This is a genomic window from Roseburia hominis (assembly GCA_040702975.1).
Taxonomy (GTDB): domain Bacteria; phylum Bacillota; class Clostridia; order Lachnospirales; family Lachnospiraceae; genus Allocoprococcus; species Allocoprococcus hominis_A.
Genome location: CP159990.1, coordinates 4,169,033 through 4,187,990 on the forward strand (window position 1 = coordinate 4,169,033; position 18,958 = coordinate 4,187,990).

The following is an 18,958-nucleotide window of genomic DNA, read 5'->3' on the forward strand; positions in this document are numbered from 1 at the left end:
CATCTTTAGAACTAAATTGCAATCCCTTACCAGATTCCAAAATAGGATTCTCCTGCTTACGTCTATTTATTTGTGATATCCCCAAAGTTCTATCGCTGTCTGCAGCTCCTCCTTCTCTTTCGCAGCTTTCTCAAACTCTTCACCGCTCATAGCAATGTCGATTGCCTGTCGCATTGCTCTGGCTCCTGCCGCTGCCCCGCCCGGATGCCCCTGGACTGCGCCGCCTGCGGCGAGAACGATATCCGTCCCGACTTCACCGATATATTTCTCTACCATACCTGGATGTACACCACCGCCAATCGAGGGCATGGATGGCTTGATTCCATACAACGGCAAAACCAACTGTGCCACCGTCTGGATATATTTCTGGGGAAGCAGCGGATAACCTCCATAGGGCGTATTTACCATGACAATATCCGCTCCACTAAGTCTCGCCAGTTTCCCGGCCGCAAGCGGCGTTGTCATTCCATTTAAGATTCCCTCGGACACCATGCCGACCCCGGCAGCATGCCCCAGAATCGGAAGAGTTGTATGTTCTGCCACCATTTTCAATACGCTGTAGCCCACAGTAGCAAAATTAATCATGACGCCATCTGCGCCGGCTTCTTCCACGCGCTTCACGTTATCCAGAATCTCTCCCGCCCCGCTTGTGATATTGACAAAATATCTTGTACGCTCTCCTGTGATCTCATATGCTGCCTCGGCCGCTTTTTTGAACTCCTTCACACGGTCCCAGGGACGGCTATATGCCGGATTCCCCAGAAGCTCATCATCCTTGATAAAATCCACGCCTCCGAGCGCTGTCTCATAGAAGATTTTCGCTCCCGCCTCCGGACTAAGCCCCGTACACGGCTTGATCATATTCAAGAACAACGGCCTTTTCTCTACACCCGAGAATTTCCTGATTCCCTGTACGCCATACCGGGGACCTGCAAAATTTCCAACAAATTCTTCCGGGAATTCTATATCCATAAGCTTCACCTGTGCGGAAGTGGAAGCATCATTTCCCAAAAGGGAGGTAAGCATAAGCGGAAGCTCTGTTCCGAAATTGACAGCCGGATACGCAATCTGTATCAGATATTCTCGTTGTTCCTCTCCCACCTGAGTCGTAAGCTCCAGCGCCGGAATGTCAAAAATGCTGACCACCTTTCCCATATATTTTTCGCGAAGTGCATCCGTAATTCCCGGAATCGGAATCCAGGTCCCGATTGTCTGGCCGACTGCCAGGGTGCCTGCCTTTTTCACCACATCTACTTCTTTTGGCAGTTTGATATAATAAGTTGCAATAATATAATTCTGCTTATGTATCATTTCCGGTAATGTATATAATATTGAATCCATAGTCTCTCCTTTTCCTGCTGCGTTCACTCGCAGCTCCGTCAACTGATTCTTTTCCAAACAGATATCTTGGCAACCGAGATTAACGTCCACTGGACGTTCATTTAGGTATGCTTGGCAACGTAAAAAGCCCGGGCACCGCTTAAGGCGTCCAGGCTCTTGAAATACCACTGATATCTGCTATATTTAAGTATTCTCATGAAAATAAGCATCAGAATAATATGGAATATTCTCTGACCTTTTCTTCAAATTGCATTCCAACAAATGACTAATCAAATCCGAATCCCGTTTTTCCAGTGCATTCAAATAGCTCTCATGCTCTTCGATCATGCTCTCTCTGGAATCTCCGCTGTCGAGCAGCTTCTGGCCATAAATCAATTTGAAAAACGAAAGATTATCCCAGAGGGACTCTATCATCGTGCAGACTCTGTCAAGCTGGCTTGCTTTATAAATAGAGAAATGATAGAGTCTGTTCTGCTGATACACATCTATCGCATCCAATTCTTTCTGACGTACAATGCATTTATACTCCTCCTGAATCTCACGGATATGTTTGATTTCTTCATCTGTGATCTTCTCGCATGCATATCTTGCTGCTACCGGCTCCAAAGCGGTCCGCGCAATATAAATCTGCCGTACATCTTCTTTAGTCAGTGTGACCAGTCTTGTCCCGGCGTAAGGAATCGATTCTGCCAGTCCTTTTTTCTCCAGGTTGCTGAGTGCCTCTCTGATCGGCATACGGCTGACACCGAGCTGACTTGCCAGTTCTTCCGTGTTCAGCTTATCTCCCATCGACAGCTTCCCGCTCATGATCCAATCCATTAATTTATCAAGAACCAAATCAGGCAGCTTGCTGTGTGCAAGCACATCCTGGTTCAAATCATTCATTGTAATACGCATATTTACTCTCATATAGTTCTACCTATGTAAGTGTCTACAATCCAAGCTTCTGTACGGCCGCCTTTAAAATAGCCACCTGCGCAGTTTCTTCTATTAATTCTGCAGTATGTTCTGCGTTTACAGCATCTTTTCCAACTGCCACGAGACCGTGGTCAACTAACAGAAATCCCGGGAGGTCCGGATTCTCTTTATAGATTTCCTCCACAAGTGAAAAATATTCCGGTTTCACCATTGCGGCAGGAACATTGAGTGTCGGCAGGTCCGCACAAATTTTTAATTTAGAGTGCCAGGTAGTTCTCGGCAGGGCTTTTCCCGTAGCTGCCCATGCGATTGAATACGGTGAATGTGTATGTACTACTGCATTCACATCAGAGCAGATACGATACAGCAAACCGTGCAATAAAGCTTCTCTTGTAGGTTTTCCTTCCCCTTCTACTAAATTTCCATCAAAATCTGTGATTACAAATCCTTCCGGTGTACAATCAGCAAAAGAACCGCCACTGGCCTTAACGATCATAAGGTCCTTGCCGGGTATTCTTGCACTAACATTCCCACCGCTTCCGGTTTGTATGCCTCTAGTATAAGCTCTTTTAGCGGCAATGACAAGTTCCTCTGCAATTTTTTTTACATCTTCTGTCATTTTAACCATATCCTTCCTATCAAAAATTGGTAATCTTTCCTGGTTATTCATACTGAATTTCATCGCCGATCACACCGCGCTCCTTTAGCTCATCGATCATATGATGTGCAGCCGCAGTCCCCCATTCCACCGTGTCCAGGTTTCCCGGAATCGTGATGATCTCAATATTTTTGTTTTTTACTGCTTTAATTTTTGAGATTATAATATCATCTACTTCTTTATAATAAAGTTCTTCTCCTTTACGGGTGTTATGCCGCATTCCCTCCGTCGGGATCAACAGCTTCACCGGATAGTCAATCTTCTCCAGCCTCTCTACAAAACGCGCAGTTGTAAGGTAAGCTTCATCCGGCAGGAGTTTAATATGTGCCATCGTCGCGTTGTGCATCATATACACACGTTCATCCATACGTGGCGGAAATTCACCTACTGCAAAATCAATAAAATCCAGACCGCCAATACTGACGACCAGAGGCACTTTTTTCTCCACGCCTTTTACAAGCCTGTATTTTGCGCCTTCCCCGTAAGAAAATCCACCTTTGAAATACTCTTGTGTAATCTCATGCGTCGTCAGATCCAAAATACCGTCAATCAGCCCATCTGCTGCCATTTGCTCCATAATAGCGCCGCCCACACCGGTAGCATGGAATCCGATCACCTCCATTCCTAACCGTTCCAGTTCATCAACGGCCGCACAGGCACCAGTATTCGTAATCCCCATCAAAGTAACGCCCACCACCGGTTTCTTTCCTTTTTCCAACACTTTTCCGGCTGTCTTCACCATTCCCACACAACATGCGCAGGCATTAGCGATGATCTGCCGGGTCACAAGATTCAGCCCTGTAAAGTCGCAAATCGACGGAATCACTACGATGTCTTTCTCCCCAACAACCGGTTCAAATGTCTTTTTCCCACATGCGACCGTCGTTGCCATTACCTTCGGGAAACCGATTGGAAGGCGCCGCATCGCGTTCGTCGCCATCACAGTATTCTGGAGACCTCCTGCTGACACGATACCGTCAATCTTTCCTTCACGGTAGATCTGTTCCACATAAGACGCGCAGGCTTCCATCATAAACCCGATCTTTTCCCCTTTTGTCTTCGGCTCCAACTCTTCCCAGCTGCTGCCCGCTGCTGCTACGACCTCTGCCCTCGAAACATCGTAATTATAAGAAGGGTTGGGGCCCGTGGCAACATCGATGACCAGGGCGGAAATACCCTCAGCTTCGATCAGTTCTTTCATATAGGCAACTTCTCTGTATTTTGTATCACAGCTTCCAATGACCGCTATTGTTTTCATATCTGACTCCTCTAATATAGTTATTGTGAAGACTGCCCGTCAGAGCCGTCTCCACAATAATTTTACTCCTGTGTCATCATATCAGGCAACAGTTTTCTACATTTTTAGCCAAAATACTTGGTCTCAGCTTTCTTTGCTGCTTTCTTTGCATCTTTTTCAATGATCGCTGTCTTGTATTCATCAAATACAAAGTCCGTATCCTTGGTACCGATTACCGGAAGTTTATTTTCATGAGTCTCCTCATATTTTTCAACTGCTGCAGAGAGAATGGTGTCATGAGCAAGCAGAAGATGTTTGTGCGGGTCTACGCCTGCTTCATTACAACGACGAACATGATCACGAATGGTCTTCCATGCTGCAACAAGGTCTACGAAACGTCCCGGCGGGCAGATATCGTAGTGAAGCTCATCCTGCATAGCCTGCGGAGCATCGATGTTGCCCATTACGAATACAGAGTCACCTACGCAGAAATACGGTCCGTCCTCTGTCTCAACAGCAACAGCGATATGTCCCGGACAGTGTCCGAATGCTTCGTATGCGGTTACGCCCGGAGCAATCTCCACTTCACCTGTGATGGTCTCGAAACGCTCTTTTACGCCCGGGATATCGTACGGTGCGATGAACTCGCCATTGTATGTAACATCGCCATCTTTTGCGATGATCGGACGGCAGTATGATTTGTAGTGAAGCGGAATCGGATTGTGTGCATAATCCCACTCAATCTCATGGCAGATGAAACGTGCCTTTGTAAATTTCTCAAGATAGAATACATGGTCCCAGTGAAGATGTGTAAATACAACGATATCCACATCTTCCGGTTTGTATCCGACCTGAGCCAGACGGGACTCGATATCATCGATTCCCGGTTTCTGCATAGACGGTCCGTGATGATATTTGTCTGCATGCTCGTTCCATGACATACCTGTGTCAACAAGGATCAGCTGCTCGCCGCCTTCGATCAGGAATGTGAAGTCCGGTAACTGATCGGATTCATTTGTTACGCCAAGTTTCTCAACATATTTTTTGCAGGAGAAATGATACCAATACTCCAGTGGTTTTGTGGGGATGTAACCAGAATTAAGTGGTCTGATTGTTAATGCCATAATACATGTCCTCTCTTTCTCTTAATTATAATTTTTCTCATATCTTAAAATTGTTACCAATTTTAATTCGCACCTAAGCTGCTTTTCTTTCCTGTCTTCTCTTGTTATATGTATCGAAAAGTACCATCGCGATGATTACGATACCCACGACCATGCCCTGTGCAAAGGAAGAGATCCCTTTTAAGTTCATAACGTTTACGATGATGGTCAGAATCAGAGAACCTACTACCGTACCCAGAACTCCGCCTTCGCCTCCCAGCATGGAGGTTCCGCCGATAACGACTGCTGCTACTGTCTGAAGACCGTAGCTGTCACCCATTGCCGCGTCAGCCGCATTTAACCGGGCTGTGATCAGCATACCTGCCATACCTGCACACATACTGCACATCATAAATGCAGATACCATAATCTTCTTTACCGGAATCGCCGCATATTTTGCCGCCGTCGGGTTTGAGCCGTATGCATATACCTGACGTCCATAAGTCGTTCTCTGAAGGAGCACATAAATAATAATAACTACGATCGCTGCAATGATGATCAGGTTCGGAATCGGTCCGGTATATCCTACGCCGATCTGTGTAAACCCTTTCGGAAGGTCGTAGATTACGGCGCCCTGCATAACGATTACAGCAAGACCGCTCATGACCCAGTTGGTTCCGTAAGTTGCGATGAAACTCGGAAGGATCCCTGCCAGAAGTCCGTTGATGCAGCCTACCACCATACCGATGAGAATTCCAATCAGGAATACAAGCGGAATGGAAAGCCCTTGTTTCAGGAGCTGCGCACAGATACAGCCAATAAAGCCTGCCGTAGCACCTACGGAAAGATCCATGCCTCCGGTAAGAAGGACGGCCGTAAGACCTGCACTCAATACCAGAAGTACACTGGCCTGTCTGAAAATCGTAATCATATTATCAACTGTTCTAAAGTTAGGAGCTATAATTGCTGAGACAACGATCAGGATGATCAGTCCCACCAGGCTGTAAAATACTTTCGAGCTTTTAATTTCTTCAAATATTTTCTTTGCATTCATGTTCCAGTCCCCCTATTCTTTTGCCTGAATACGGACAACCGCATCGATGATAATAGCTGCTAATACGATAGAACCGATAATTGCGTTCTGCATAATAGACTGTACGCCGATTACGTTCAGACCATTCTTGATGATCTGAATCAGGAACACGCCAAAGATCGTACCGGTTACACCGCCTTTTCCTTCACGGAGGGAGGAACCACCCAGAAGTGTTGCCGCAACTGCCTGGAATTCCCAGCCGGTCGCCACGGTCGGCTGACCGGATTCTACACGACAGAGGGTGATGACACCTGCAATACCTGCGATGAGACCGGCAAATGCATAGGTCTTAATCTGACATTTGACCGGGTTAATACCTGCAAGCACCAGTGCTTCCTTGTTTCCGCCAAGTCCATGGATATTGGTTCCGAATTTTGTCTTATTCAGGACAATCCAAACGATAACGAATACCAGAACTGCCACCCACACCATGAGCGGGATTCCGATGATCGTAGTCTCCGTTACAATACGATACGTAAAGCTGGAGAAATAGATGGAAGAACCTGCGGTCAAAAGCAGCGATATACTATTTACAATGTTCTGCATACCATAAGTAGCAATGAACGGAGGGATATTTCCCTTCGCCACGATCAGTCCGTTGATCGCACCGATCAGCATGGTTGCCAAAACTGCGATTACCATAGCAACTTCAAGAATAATTCCATGAGTAGCCAAATATACGGTAAAAACAGTTACGAAGCTGACCTGCGCACCAAGCGACAGATCCGTTCCCTGTGTCAGCACGATACAGGTCTGTCCGAATGCCACAATCATAAGCGGCGTGGACTGGATCAATACGTTCCTGAAATTTGAAAGTGAGAAGTAATGCGGGTCCAGAAAACTGAACACAGCAATAATCACAATCAGCATGTACGCTACCGGAGGTATATTCTTAATCCGTTCTTTCACACTAATTTTCTGCATTATCCGCACCTCCTGCTCCCAGCATCATGCGGGCACCGATGACTTCGGAGTTGAACGCTTCGGTTCCTCTCTTCACCTCATCCACAATCTCGCCCTCATGCATGATATAGATTCTGTCACTCATACCGATGACCTCCGGAAGCTCTGAAGAGATCATAATCAGTGCCTTTCCCTCAGACGCCAGTCTGTCCATCAGGCTGTAAATCTCCATCTTAGCTGCCACGTCAATACCACGGGTCGGCTCATCAAAAATCAGAATGTCCGGATCGAAACTCAGCCATTTCGCAAGAACTACCTTCTGCTGATTTCCACCTGACAAATATTTACATGCTTTATTCACGCTCGTCGTCGCGATACGAAGCTGCTTCTTATAATCCTCCGCCACTTCGCGAATCTTCTTATTAGATATGAAGAATTTCGGGAATATTTTCTTAAGGCTTACTGCCACCGTGTTAAGAGCGATGGATTCATCAAGAGCAAGCCCTTGTTTCTTACGGTCCTCACTTACCAGACCAATGCCGAGCTTCGTAGCCTGAATCGGAGATTTGGCATTCACCTTCTCGCCTTTAATATAAACATTGCCGGACTTCATAGGGCGGATGCCATAAAGCAATTCTGCTGTCTCTGTTCTTCCTGCGCCTACCAATCCTGCAAGACCTACGATCTCACCTTTGCGTACCATAAAGTTTACATTTTTCACACGACCGTTATAATCGCATAGGTTCTCTGCTCTTAACGCGATTGCTTCATGTTTATTTTCCGTACGCACATACACCTGGGAAACATCACGTCCGACCATCATGTTTACCAGTTCTTCATTCGTGCAGTCGTTAATACCTACGGTGTTGATCTTCACACCATCACGAAGAATCGTAATTCTGTCGCCGATCAGCGGGAACTCCTGCATTCTGTGGGAAACGTAAATGATTCCGATTCCCTCTTTTTTCAATCTGTGGATCTGGGCAAAAAGGGATTCCACCTCTCTGTCTGACAAAGTCGCTGTCGGCTCGTCAAATACCATGATCCTGGGTTTAAAAGAAAGCGCCTTTGCAATCTCTACCATCTGCTGCTCAGCAACACTTAAATTCTTTACATAACTTTTTACGTCAATATATTCACAATTCAGGGACTTCAGGAGTTCTCTCGCTTCTGATTCCATTCGTTTATGGTCTACAAGCCCCAGTTTTGTCTTATATTCCCGGTTCAAAAAGATATTCTGCGCTACGGTGATATAAGGAACCAGTGTAAATTCCTGATATACCGCTACGATTCCTTTTTCCAGTGCATCTTTGGTTCCACCAAATTTCACAACTTCCCCGTCAAATGTAATCTCGCCTTCTTCGGCTTTATATGCACCTAATATTACCTTGGCAAGGGTACTTTTTCCTGCACCGTTCTCGCCGACCAGGATATGTACCTCTCCTTCCTGCAAATCAAAGTCCACGTTATCAAGGGCTTTCATTCCCGGGAAAAGCTTCGTAATATGGCGCGCTGTTAATATTGTTTTTCCCATTGTTTCACCTCTTCGCTTCTGTTTGCTCATACTGTTCGAGGCTGCTGCATATACTGCGGCAGCCTCGGGTGAAATTTTCTGATAATCTGTATGTATGATCCCAGGCTATCCCTTACTGGATAATCTTCCACCAAGCTACGTTTTCTTTGTAATCAGCTACGGAATCTTTGGTGATCAACGGATCGTTTGCTGCTGTCGGGAACGGGATGAACTTACCTTCCGGCTCAGTTCCGTCGTTCAGGTATTTTACAGCATATGCACAAGCGATGTATCCTGAACCATACGGATCAGTATTGTAAGTGATGAACATATCGCCTGATTCTACTGCGTTTGTAGCATCAACAGAACCATCGAATCCAGCTACCAGTACATCATTCATACCTGCAGCCTTCAGAGCCTGAACTGCACCAAGTGCACTCTCATCGTTACATCCAATCACGCCCTGAACATCTGTATATTTCTGAATCAGGTTCTCTGTTACAGACATACCTTCTGTTCTCTTGAAGTTTGCAGTCTGAGATGCAACAATTTTGATGTCCGGATACTCAGCAAATGCTTCTTTGATACCTTCCAGACGCTCGATTGCGTTTGCAGCTCCCGGAGGGCCCTCAAGGATAATGATGTTACCTTTTCCGCCAAGTTCCTCTGCCATTGCTTTTGCAACTGTAGCACCAGTCTCTTTGTAGTCAACGCCTGTTCTAAGGAAGGTATCCTCAGATGCCGGTGTTCCAATCGTAAGAACGAGTTTTCCAGCTTCCTGTGCTTTTCTGACACCTGGCATGATACCGTTGGAGTCTGCACAGTGAACGATGATTACATCTACATCCTGCTGAATCATGTCTTCCATGATCTTAACCTGCTCTTCTACGCTGTCTGCGGTAGCCGGAGCCTGCGTAACTGCTGTGAATCCCATGTCTTCGCCAGCCTTCTTAACACCTTCAGCCTGTGCGACCATGTACGGGTTGGTTGTGTTCTTAGCGATGTAACCAATCTTGTAATCTTCCTTCGCCTTCACATCCGAAGTAACCTTCGCTCCGATTCCCTGCACCGGAAGCTTGTCTGCATCCACTACAGTTGCTGCTTCTCTTTCACCGGTAGATGTCTTCTCATCAGAAGTTCCCTCGGTCTTCTTGTCGTCTCCGGAAGTCTCCTGAGTCGGTGTACTACATCCTGCAAGGAGAGTACATACAAGCGTTGCTGCCAACAAAATTGATACTAACTTTCTCTTTCTCATTTTCGTCCTCCTTTTCTTTTTTATCCGACATTTGGGATTTTGGATATCGGATATTGGATACAATCTTGTTGTACATAATATATCATGTCGTTTTTTGTCTGTCAATAATAAATATATTAATTATTTTTTTAACAAGTATTTTTGTACAATATGAACAATTTGACAGTTTTGAATCTGTAAAATATTTTGGTTCTACTCTTATTTTCTGATTATGCAAATTATACAAACAGCTCCCATTATTCTACGTTTCTCGATTCTTGTAAAACCGGTTTTATCCTCGATTTTCCGGCTTTTTTCTAACACAGCAAAATCACCAAAAAAAATCTCCCACGGCATACATTACCGTGAGAGACTCTCTCATAAACAAATTGTCCAAAAGCAGCCGTTTCCGCTACTTATCTAAAACCTCTGCCAGTTCTTCCTTGGTCTGACCGCCCATCGTTCTTCCAACTACCTCGCCATTCTGATAAACCAGGAAAGTCGGAATGGACATCACGCGATATTTTCTCGCAAGCTCCATCTGCTCGTCCACATTCACCTTGCCAAATTTGACGTCGCTTCTCTCCTCTGCCAGTTCATCAACGACCGGCCCCATCATCTGACACGGTCCGCACCATGTAGCCCAAAAATCTACAAAAACTTTCCCTTCTGCCTTCAATACTTCCTGTTCAAAATTGTCCGCTGTTAATTCTATTACTGCCATAATGTTTCTCCTTTCATTATTTTACAAATTCATTCTATTCTGACGAAGATATATGTCTCCCTGCATATACTAATGCATGAGGTATGCTATTTCGCCATTCATATAATCAGTATATCCTATTTCAGAAATTCTATCAATGTCCAAAGTCATCGTTGACATATAAACTTCCCAACTTGTTCGGCCATTCTAGCAAAAGCTATTGCTACTAGCATAAAAATCTTTCCAGAACTGTCCGAAACTAATCTCACACTTTTCACACAATACGTCAATATCCATCTCTTCGGCAATCCTGTAAAAAGTCTCTCTGCTACTGATTTCATGATATTGTTCTAAAACTCTTCTCATATAATTTTTCGGATAATTACTATTTCTGTTATCTTTTTCGCCCCAGATTAATTCCGGCCTGATTGGAAGAGACGGTTTCACCGGCATATTTCCAAAACATCTAATATACGCACCTTCATCAGCCAACAGCCACGATTCAATCATTTTCAAAGCAACCATAGGAAGCCCCAGCCAAAAACACGGCTCATAATCAAGTCCTTGCTCTACTTCATCATATATTCTTTCAAATTCTTTCCTGCATACATTTTCATTTGTATTACTGCCAGACATCATTTTATCTGTATCACAATAAAAAATCCCCAATCTATATCCTTGCTGAAGAGCATATATTTTGAAGTAACGTGCCGGAATGGCTTTCCCTTTGAGTCCCCGAAGCTGTCTTACCCCTAATTTTACTCGTTCTTTTCCATCAATAAATCTTTTTTCCACACATTCTATCTCGATATCTACTCCGGCTTTTTCCGCGCATTTATAAATCAGACATATGATAGGGCCTGATTCCCATTCTTCTTTTCCGAACACCTTTTTCCCATAATCCGTAGGCCCTTCTCCATATACTGCTACTTTGGCCTTTGCCATTTACCTCTCTCCTCTTATCTTCAGTAAAACTTCAATGATCTCTTTGTTACTCATATTCATCAAAACTTCTCCCGGATATAAATAGTCTAATCTGTCTGCAAATTCAGGCACTTCAAACAAGGTGACGCCTTGAGAAAATCCGGTAACCGGATCCTTATACAGATAGACAATATCCTCTTTATCGACGTAGTCCACAAATGTCGCGCTGTGTGTCGTCACAATCAACTGATTCTTCTTTTCCGTACATACCTCTTTCAGAATCCGAATCATTTCTTCAGCATAATCCATGTTAATGCCATTTTCAATCTCATCCAGGAGCATAACTACCTGTCTCTTATTAATTTCACTGATTGCTACCAAAGCTAACATTCTCAGCATCCCGTCACTCATGTTCTGCGATGTAATGGTGACCGACTTATCCTTATATCTCTCAGTTGACACAATCCGCGTCCAGCCGGGCTGACCCTTTGTCTGAGCCTCCACTGCCGTTAACCTTTTTCCCCATATTCTCCCTACTTTATCCATAAAACTTTTCTTCTGATCTGCATTCATAGATTTTAGAAAGGAAGGTAACTTCTCACCTGCGTTCCCGATGGTCGTGACAGTCCCGCGGCTTGACAACCTCATTTTTTCCGGCGACAGTAATTCAAAAGAATCTGAATTTATTAAAAATTCTTTTACAGCAACTAATATGCGATATTTCTTTTTGTTTTCTTCTGATATACTCACAAATTTCATGAAAGAAGACTGCACCCCTGATATCCCGGATATTCGCTCCTTGTTCCCGTCATCGCAAAGGAAATAGCACTCTCCTGCTGTATCAAAATGTAGCAAAGTCATTTTTTTCTCTTCCGACATCAGAAAAATATCTTCATTCACAAGTTCCATAATATTCTTCGTAGTATAAACATTTACAGTAAGATTCCATCTGACAGCCATATCCTTTCCGTCAACTGGCAAAAGCAGATCGCATTCAAAAGTCATTTTCGACCTGTTACCATATAATTTTGAGCGAATATCTCCTACCGTCCATCCTCTTCTTTCAAGAACTACGTTAAAATCTTCTCTTACGCTTCCTGCAAGAAAATCTATCACCTGTAAAACCGTGCTTTTTCCTGCTGTATTGTTTCCGACAATCACCGTGAACGGACTCATACATATTTCAAAATCATTCAAAGATTTAAAATTGTCCACATATAATCTTTTAATCATCTATATCTTACCTTTCTGCCAGTGCTTATCCTCTTTTACTTGAAATTCTTCCTTGATAATAGTATATCCATCCCTATCCACAAAAGCAAGTTTCTTAGTCAAAAACGTCCGCCGGACCTCATTTCAGGCATGCATGGCAACTGAAAACGTCTATCATCGTTTTCGCCTATGCATAACAGCAAAAAAACAGAGCCATGATGATTTTAGCTTTTCATGACTCTGTATTACATTGTATCCTATAAGTTTACGATATTAGAGCACAAACCCTTTGTCTCCATAACGCCTCCGGCACTCTCTACTATTCTACCTTCGGAAGCCCTGCAAATCCAACTTCCAGATCCGCATCGGTCGGGATATAATCGCTCATTTCACCGTTATTGAATTTTTCGTAAGCAACCATATCAAAATATCCTGTTCCGGTAAGGCCGAATACGATCGTCTTTGCTTCGCCGGTCTCTTTACATTTCAAAGCCTCGTCGATGGCAACGCGGATCGCGTGGCTGCTCTCCGGTGCCGGGAGGATTCCTTCTACTCTCGCAAATTGCTCCGCAGCCTCAAATACAGCGGTCTGCTCCACTGATCTTGCCTCCATCAATTTATCATCATAAAGCTGGGACAATACGGAACTCATGCCATGATAACGAAGACCGCCTGCGTGGTTCGGTGACGGGATAAATCCGCTTCCTAATGTGTACATCTTAGCCAGCGGACAAACCATTCCGGTATCGCAGAAATCGTATGCGTATCTACCGCGTGTCAGGCTCGGACAGCTTGCCGGTTCTACGGCAATGATCTGATAATCGGCCTCCCCGCGAAGTTTCTGACCCATGAACGGAGAAATCAAACCTCCCAGGTTGGAGCCGCCGCCTGCGCAGCCAATGATCATATCCGGTTTGATACCATATTTATCCAGGGCCGCTTTCGTCTCCAGACCGATAATGGACTGATGAAGCAGTACCTGCGATAACACGGAGCCGAGCACATAGCGGTAACCTTCTTTGGATGTCGCCGCCTCTACCGCCTCGGAAATCGCGCAGCCAAGGCTTCCTGTGGTGCCCGGATGCTGCTCCAGGATCCTGCGTCCTACGTTCGTCTTATCTGACGGGGAAGGAGTTACATTTGCCCCATAAGTCCGCATAACCTCGCGGCGGAACGGTTTCTGCTCGTAAGAGCATTTTACCATATATACTTCACAGTCAAGTCCCAGATATGCACACGCCATGGAAAGTGCAGTTCCCCACTGGCCTGCTCCGGTCTCTGTCGTCACGCCTTTAAGTCCCTGCTGTTTTGCGTAATACGCCTGTGCAATCGCGGAGTTCAGTTTATGGCTTCCGGAGGTATTATTTCCCTCGAATTTGTAATAGATCTTCGCCGGCGTATCCAGAGCTTTCTCCAGACAATATGCACGTACCAGCGGAGACGGACGATACATCTTGTAAAAGTCCTGGATTTCCTGCGGAATATCGAAATATGCTGTAGTATCGTCTAATTCCTGTTTTACCAATTCATCACAGAATACGCCGCGCAGCTCTTCAAATGTCATCGGCTGTAAGGTCCCCGGATTCAAAAGCGGAGCCGGTTTATTCTTCATATCGGCGCGGACATTGTACCACTGTTTCGGCATCTCATTTTCTTCCAGATAGATTTTGTAAGGGATTTTTGTTTCACTCATTGCTTCTTACCTTCCTTTTCTTTTTATTTCTTTCAAACCGATGAGCCGGGCGTTGGGCTTTTCTGATAAAATAGAATCCTGCTCGCGGAAATAAAAAATCCTGCCCTATATCAACTATAGGACAGGAGTTATATCTTATTCCTGCGGTGCCACCTAAATTCATTCATGGAATGCGCTCAGCCATGTACCAACATACATGCTCCACTGTAACGGTTGGAATCCGTCTCCCCTACGGCAAAATGCTTGCTTTCGGTTCGCCCTCCCAAGTCCATTCGATCTACCTTGTAATGCTCCGATCCCACCACCCGGAACTCTCTGGGAATACGCCGATAAATGTACTACTCTTGTTCGTCGGTTTTTCATTTCGTTTATCATACTCCTTAAACGTAGGATCTGTCAAGTTTTTTTTGATTTTCCATGTCAAATTCCGGGGCACATCCGGTTCAATCTCCCTGCTCAACCGATCGTCGCACCGCCAACGCTATATCCGGCCTATTTGTGATCACCGCCGTTACCCCTGCACGGATCAGCCATTTCAAATCATCCTCTTTATTTACCGTCCACACCCGTACTGCCAGGTGGCTTTGCTGATACTGCTCCAGCAAATTCTCCATCCTTGCCAGATACAAAGGCGGATGCAAACCGTCCACCCCATGGGCCTTCGCATAATTTTCCGCTTCCAGAATAACGTCACTATATAAAAATGCCGTTTCCGCTTCCGGAGCAATCTCACGCACCTTACGGATACTGTAATGATTGAAGGAGGAATAGATAACTCTGTCCTCCAATCCGGCCGCCTTCACAAGCGCAATTGTTTTTTCTTCTATCCTGGGATAACGATAAATCCCTGTTTTCAGTTCAATATTCAGCTTCATCTCCCAGGGTTTTACAAGGCTCAGTACCTCCCGGAGGGTGGGAATCCCCACCCTGCCGTATTGGTCCATATGATTGTCAAAAGAAAATCTGCGCAGTTCCTCCAGCGTATATTCCCGCACGGCGCCCCGTCCGTCACTCACTCTGTCGATCGACTCATCGTGGATCACAACCACTTCCCCGTCTTTCGTAAGCTGCACGTCCAGTTCAATTCCGTCCGCCCCCTGTTTGTGAGCCAGTATAAAGGCTGCCCTCGTATTTTCCGGAGCATAACTGCTCGCCCCGCGATGTGCAAATATCTCTGTTCTTCCCATAATCCACTCCACCACTTAGTTAATTATTTACTAAATTATATTCTTCTATCGATTTGTTGATCGAGTCTGCCATATTTTTCACGGCTGCATCTATATCTTCGTTGCCATTCAATAATTTCTCGATTTCCGTCTCCACAGTAGCTCTCGCCTCTGGGAATACGCTGAGCAGTGCGCCCGCATACTCCGGAGCGGAATCGTGCAACTGGTCAATCGCTGTCTCGAACTGCGGATATTGTGCGATATTATCCAGGAAAACCTGCTCCTCGTGAGCTGCTACCGTTACCGGGAAATAACCCGTCTGGGCATTCCAGTACGCCTGGGATTTGGCAGAAATCAGGTATTTTACGAATTCCCAGGTGGCGCGAAGCTTCTTCGGGTCCTCATTATTCAAAGCCCACAGAGACGCGCCACCGATGGAAACGCCGCCCACATCCTCTGAGCTGATTTTCGGAAAATATGCCGTGCCTACCTCAAACTTACCGTTCACATCCTGAAGGATCTGCTTTAAGGATGCCGTAGAACCCAGCGTGATCGCCGATTTCCCGGAAGAGAAATCTGCAAGTCCCGCGTCGCCGCCGCGCCCTACGTTTGGCGCATACCCCAGATCGGACAGATTCTTCCACGCCTCCAGAATATTCTTTGCCGCGCCGTTTTTATCGAATTCCACTGCCGTTGCAGCCTCGCTTCGTCCATTTCCGTTATTCGCATACTCCAACCCCTGCTTGCCTATAAACTGTTCAAAGAACCAGCCATAGATTCCCAGGGAGATGACTTCCTTCGCGCCGCCTTCCTCAAGCAGCTTGTCCCCCACCTCTGCGATAGCCTCCAGACTGTCCGGGATCTCCGTAATCTGCGCCGCCTCGAACATATCTTTATTGTAGTACATGATCGGGGTGGACGAGTTGAACGGCATAGAATACAGTTTTTCATCAATCGTATAGTATGCGGAGAGGTTCGGCTCGATGGAAGACATGTCATAGCCGTCTGCGTCGACCATATACTGCATGGGCACGATCCAGCCGGACTCAATCATAAATCTGGTCCCAATCTCATACACCTGCACCAGATCAGCCCCCATGTTGCCGATCTGCGCACTCTTTAATTTGTTGAGCGAATCGTCATATTCTCCCTGATACTGCGCATTTACCGTAATTCCCAGCTCATTTTCTTCATTGAATTCCTTAACCAGCGCATCAATGGCCTGACCATTTACTCCGCCCATTGAATGCCAGAAGGTGATCTCTGTTCCATCCACCTCCGACGGATCCGCGATACTGATCTCCTGTCCTTTTGCATCATTTCCACCGGAATTCTGTGCATCCTCCAGCGTTTTTCCCTTTCCACATCCGGCAAACAGCCCCGTTACCATAGCGGCTGCCACAAGCACTGCAACAATTTTCTTCTTCATCATTATAACTCTCCTTTTGCTTTATTTTGTATTTTATTTATCCTTTTACTGCCCCGGAGAACATGCCCCGGATCAATTGCTTCTGACCCACGATAAAGATGGAAATAGATGGGATGATAATCATCACCACTCCCGCGATCATAAGCGTGATTGACTGCGAGTCCACACTGTTCAGCATACTGATTCCAATCTGCACCGTCCGCATGGTGTCAGAACCTGTCACCAAAAGCGGCCACATATACATGTTCCATGCATTGATAAACGTATACACCGCCATCGCTCCGATTGCCGATTTGGTAAGCGGCGTCAGAATCTGTACGATAAATCTGAGATTTGAACATCCATCCAGCTTTGCTGATTCGTAGAGTGAAATCGGAAACGTCATATAAAACTGCCTGAACAGGAAGATTCCCATAGCCGAGGTCAGGTACGGAATGATCAGTACCGGATAGGTATCCAAAAGCCCCAGTTCTCCTACTGTCAAATAGTTGGAAATGATCGTTGCCTCTCCCGGCACCATCATCGTAGCCATGACCAGCATAAACAGAATTCCCTTCCCCTTGAATTCCAGAAAAGAAAACGCAAACGCCGACAGGGAACAGGATATAATCTGTCCGATGGTAATGCAGCCCGCCATGATAAAAGAATTCAGGATAAACCGCAGCAGTGGCACATTCCGAATGGCGTCCGCAAAATTCTGTAACGTCGGATGCTTCGGAAGCAAATTCATCTCCGTGGTGAACAGCTCGTTGGACGGCATGAATGCTATACTGACCGCATAAAGCAACGGGAGCAGCACCACAAACGCCACCACAAGGTTAGCTGCCACCCGAAGCACTGTTCGTGTTCTGCGCTTCAGAAGTGCCTTCTCATTCATCGCTTTTTTCAATTCACACAATTCTTCCCGGGTAAGGCTCCCCTTCCCACTCATTGTCATATCGCCTGCTCCACTCATCTAATACTTCACTCCCTTCTTCTCAATACGGAACATCACCAGCGTGACCAGCATAATGATAAAAAACAGGATCACAGACTGGGCCGCGGCGCTTCCAAACCGATAATTAAAGAATGCATCGCGATAAATAGAATATACGATCACGTTCGTCGTATCATTCGGACCGCCTTCCGTCAGAATCTTGATCTGCCCGAAAGACTGGAACGCCTGAATGATATTGACTACCAGCGTGTAAAACATGATTGGCGACAGCCCCGGAAGTGTCAGGCTGAAAAATTTCTGCACGGCATTCGCGCCATCCACCGACGCACGTTCATAAATGGTTTCATCAATATTTCCCAGCCCCGCCGAGAAATACAGAAAATTAATTCCGCTGTTCAGCCATGCCGTCAGGACCGCCACGCAATACAGGGCCGTATTGGGGTCATTAAGCCAGTTGATCTCCAGTCCCAAAAGCTTATTCACAATTCCTACTGCCGGGTGAAGCATGATCTGAAAGATCATGGCCGCCGAGCTTGAGGCGATCGCCATGGGAAGGGCGTAAGCCGTGCTGAATACCCGGATACCCGGAAAAGCTTTATTGCACAAAACGGCCGTCACCAGTCCCAGAAGCATCCCTCCAATTACAACGATCACAACGAAGATCAACGTTACCTTCAGGCTGTTCCTGAAGCTTTCCGAGCTCAGAAGCTCTGCATAATTTCCCAATCCCACGAACAGCTTCGCCTGCCCCATCTTATCCGTCTTATACAGGCTCAGATAGATTGTCTTAAAAAACGGATAGAACAGGAATACGGCAAACACCAGCATACTGGGAACCAGATAAAAATAAGGGGTGATCCCATTCCCTTTTTTTGTATTCATTTCTTCTCTCCT

At 45.7% G+C, this 18,958-nt stretch carries 17 protein-coding genes; all 17 read right to left on the minus strand.

Annotated features, from left to right (window positions below; translation table 11 throughout):
* Window positions 1-66: 66 nt before the first annotated feature.
* Window positions 67-1,341: a RuBisCO large subunit C-terminal-like domain-containing protein gene (locus ABXS75_19415; GenBank protein ID XCP85161.1), complete on the minus strand. Its 1,275-nt coding sequence runs from the start codon at window positions 1,339-1,341 to the stop codon at window positions 67-69.
* 183 nt (window positions 1,342-1,524) lie between these two features.
* Window positions 1,525-2,250 carry a GntR family transcriptional regulator gene (locus ABXS75_19420; GenBank protein XCP85162.1) on the minus strand — a complete coding sequence of 242 codons (726 nt, stop codon included), beginning with the start codon at window positions 2,248-2,250 and terminating at the stop codon, window positions 1,525-1,527.
* A 22-nt stretch (window positions 2,251-2,272) separates the two neighbouring features.
* On the minus strand, window positions 2,273-2,878 hold the full coding sequence (locus tag ABXS75_19425) for a class II aldolase/adducin family protein (GenBank protein XCP85163.1): 606 nt from the start codon (window positions 2,876-2,878) through the stop codon (window positions 2,273-2,275).
* Window positions 2,879-2,921: 43 nt separating this feature from the next.
* A complete protein-coding gene (locus ABXS75_19430) occupies window positions 2,922-4,175 on the minus strand; it encodes a Tm-1-like ATP-binding domain-containing protein (GenBank protein XCP85164.1) in 1,254 nt (417 codons plus the stop codon).
* A gap of 104 nt (window positions 4,176-4,279) precedes the next feature.
* Entirely contained in the window at window positions 4,280-5,278 is a 999-nt protein-coding gene (locus ABXS75_19435; protein ID XCP85165.1) for an N-acyl homoserine lactonase family protein, read from the minus strand.
* Between the two features lie 73 nt (window positions 5,279-5,351).
* Window positions 5,352-6,311, minus strand: a complete 960-nt coding sequence (locus tag ABXS75_19440; GenBank protein ID XCP85166.1) for an ABC transporter permease — start codon at window positions 6,309-6,311, stop codon at window positions 5,352-5,354.
* A 12-nt stretch (window positions 6,312-6,323) separates the two neighbouring features.
* The gene (locus tag ABXS75_19445; GenBank protein XCP85167.1) at window positions 6,324-7,274 is read right to left on the minus strand and encodes an ABC transporter permease; all 951 of its coding nucleotides are present in this window, start codon (window positions 7,272-7,274) and stop codon (window positions 6,324-6,326) included.
* On the minus strand, window positions 7,261-8,787 hold the full coding sequence (locus ABXS75_19450) for a sugar ABC transporter ATP-binding protein (protein ID XCP85168.1): 1,527 nt from the start codon (window positions 8,785-8,787) through the stop codon (window positions 7,261-7,263). Before ABXS75_19450 ends, ABXS75_19445 begins: the two co-directional genes overlap by 14 nt.
* A gap of 112 nt (window positions 8,788-8,899) precedes the next feature.
* Complete coding sequence (locus ABXS75_19455) at window positions 8,900-10,021, minus strand: sugar ABC transporter substrate-binding protein (GenBank protein XCP85169.1); 1,122 nt, start codon at window positions 10,019-10,021, stop codon at window positions 8,900-8,902.
* Window positions 10,022-10,412: 391 nt separating this feature from the next.
* On the minus strand, window positions 10,413-10,724 hold the full coding sequence (gene trxA, locus ABXS75_19460) for a thioredoxin (protein ID XCP85170.1): 312 nt from the start codon (window positions 10,722-10,724) through the stop codon (window positions 10,413-10,415).
* 186 nt (window positions 10,725-10,910) lie between these two features.
* The gene (locus ABXS75_19465; protein ID XCP85171.1) at window positions 10,911-11,648 is read right to left on the minus strand and encodes a hypothetical protein; all 738 of its coding nucleotides are present in this window, start codon (window positions 11,646-11,648) and stop codon (window positions 10,911-10,913) included.
* On the minus strand, window positions 11,649-12,860 hold the full coding sequence (locus ABXS75_19470) for an AAA family ATPase (GenBank protein XCP85172.1): 1,212 nt from the start codon (window positions 12,858-12,860) through the stop codon (window positions 11,649-11,651).
* 298 nt (window positions 12,861-13,158) lie between these two features.
* Window positions 13,159-14,532, minus strand: a complete 1,374-nt coding sequence (locus ABXS75_19475; protein ID XCP85173.1) for a TrpB-like pyridoxal phosphate-dependent enzyme — start codon at window positions 14,530-14,532, stop codon at window positions 13,159-13,161.
* Window positions 14,533-14,975: 443 nt separating this feature from the next.
* Window positions 14,976-15,719 carry a glycerophosphodiester phosphodiesterase gene (locus ABXS75_19480; GenBank protein XCP85174.1) on the minus strand — a complete coding sequence of 248 codons (744 nt, stop codon included), beginning with the start codon at window positions 15,717-15,719 and terminating at the stop codon, window positions 14,976-14,978.
* 19 nt (window positions 15,720-15,738) lie between these two features.
* The gene (locus tag ABXS75_19485) at window positions 15,739-17,127 is read right to left on the minus strand and encodes an ABC transporter substrate-binding protein (GenBank protein ID XCP87201.1); all 1,389 of its coding nucleotides are present in this window, start codon (window positions 17,125-17,127) and stop codon (window positions 15,739-15,741) included.
* A gap of 37 nt (window positions 17,128-17,164) precedes the next feature.
* Window positions 17,165-18,082 (minus strand): carbohydrate ABC transporter permease, encoded by a 918-nt coding sequence (locus ABXS75_19490; GenBank protein ID XCP85175.1) that lies wholly within the window; start codon window positions 18,080-18,082, stop codon window positions 17,165-17,167.
* Window positions 18,083-18,946: a sugar ABC transporter permease gene (locus ABXS75_19495; protein XCP85176.1), complete on the minus strand. Its 864-nt coding sequence runs from the start codon at window positions 18,944-18,946 to the stop codon at window positions 18,083-18,085.
* Window positions 18,947-18,958 lie beyond the last annotated feature (12 nt).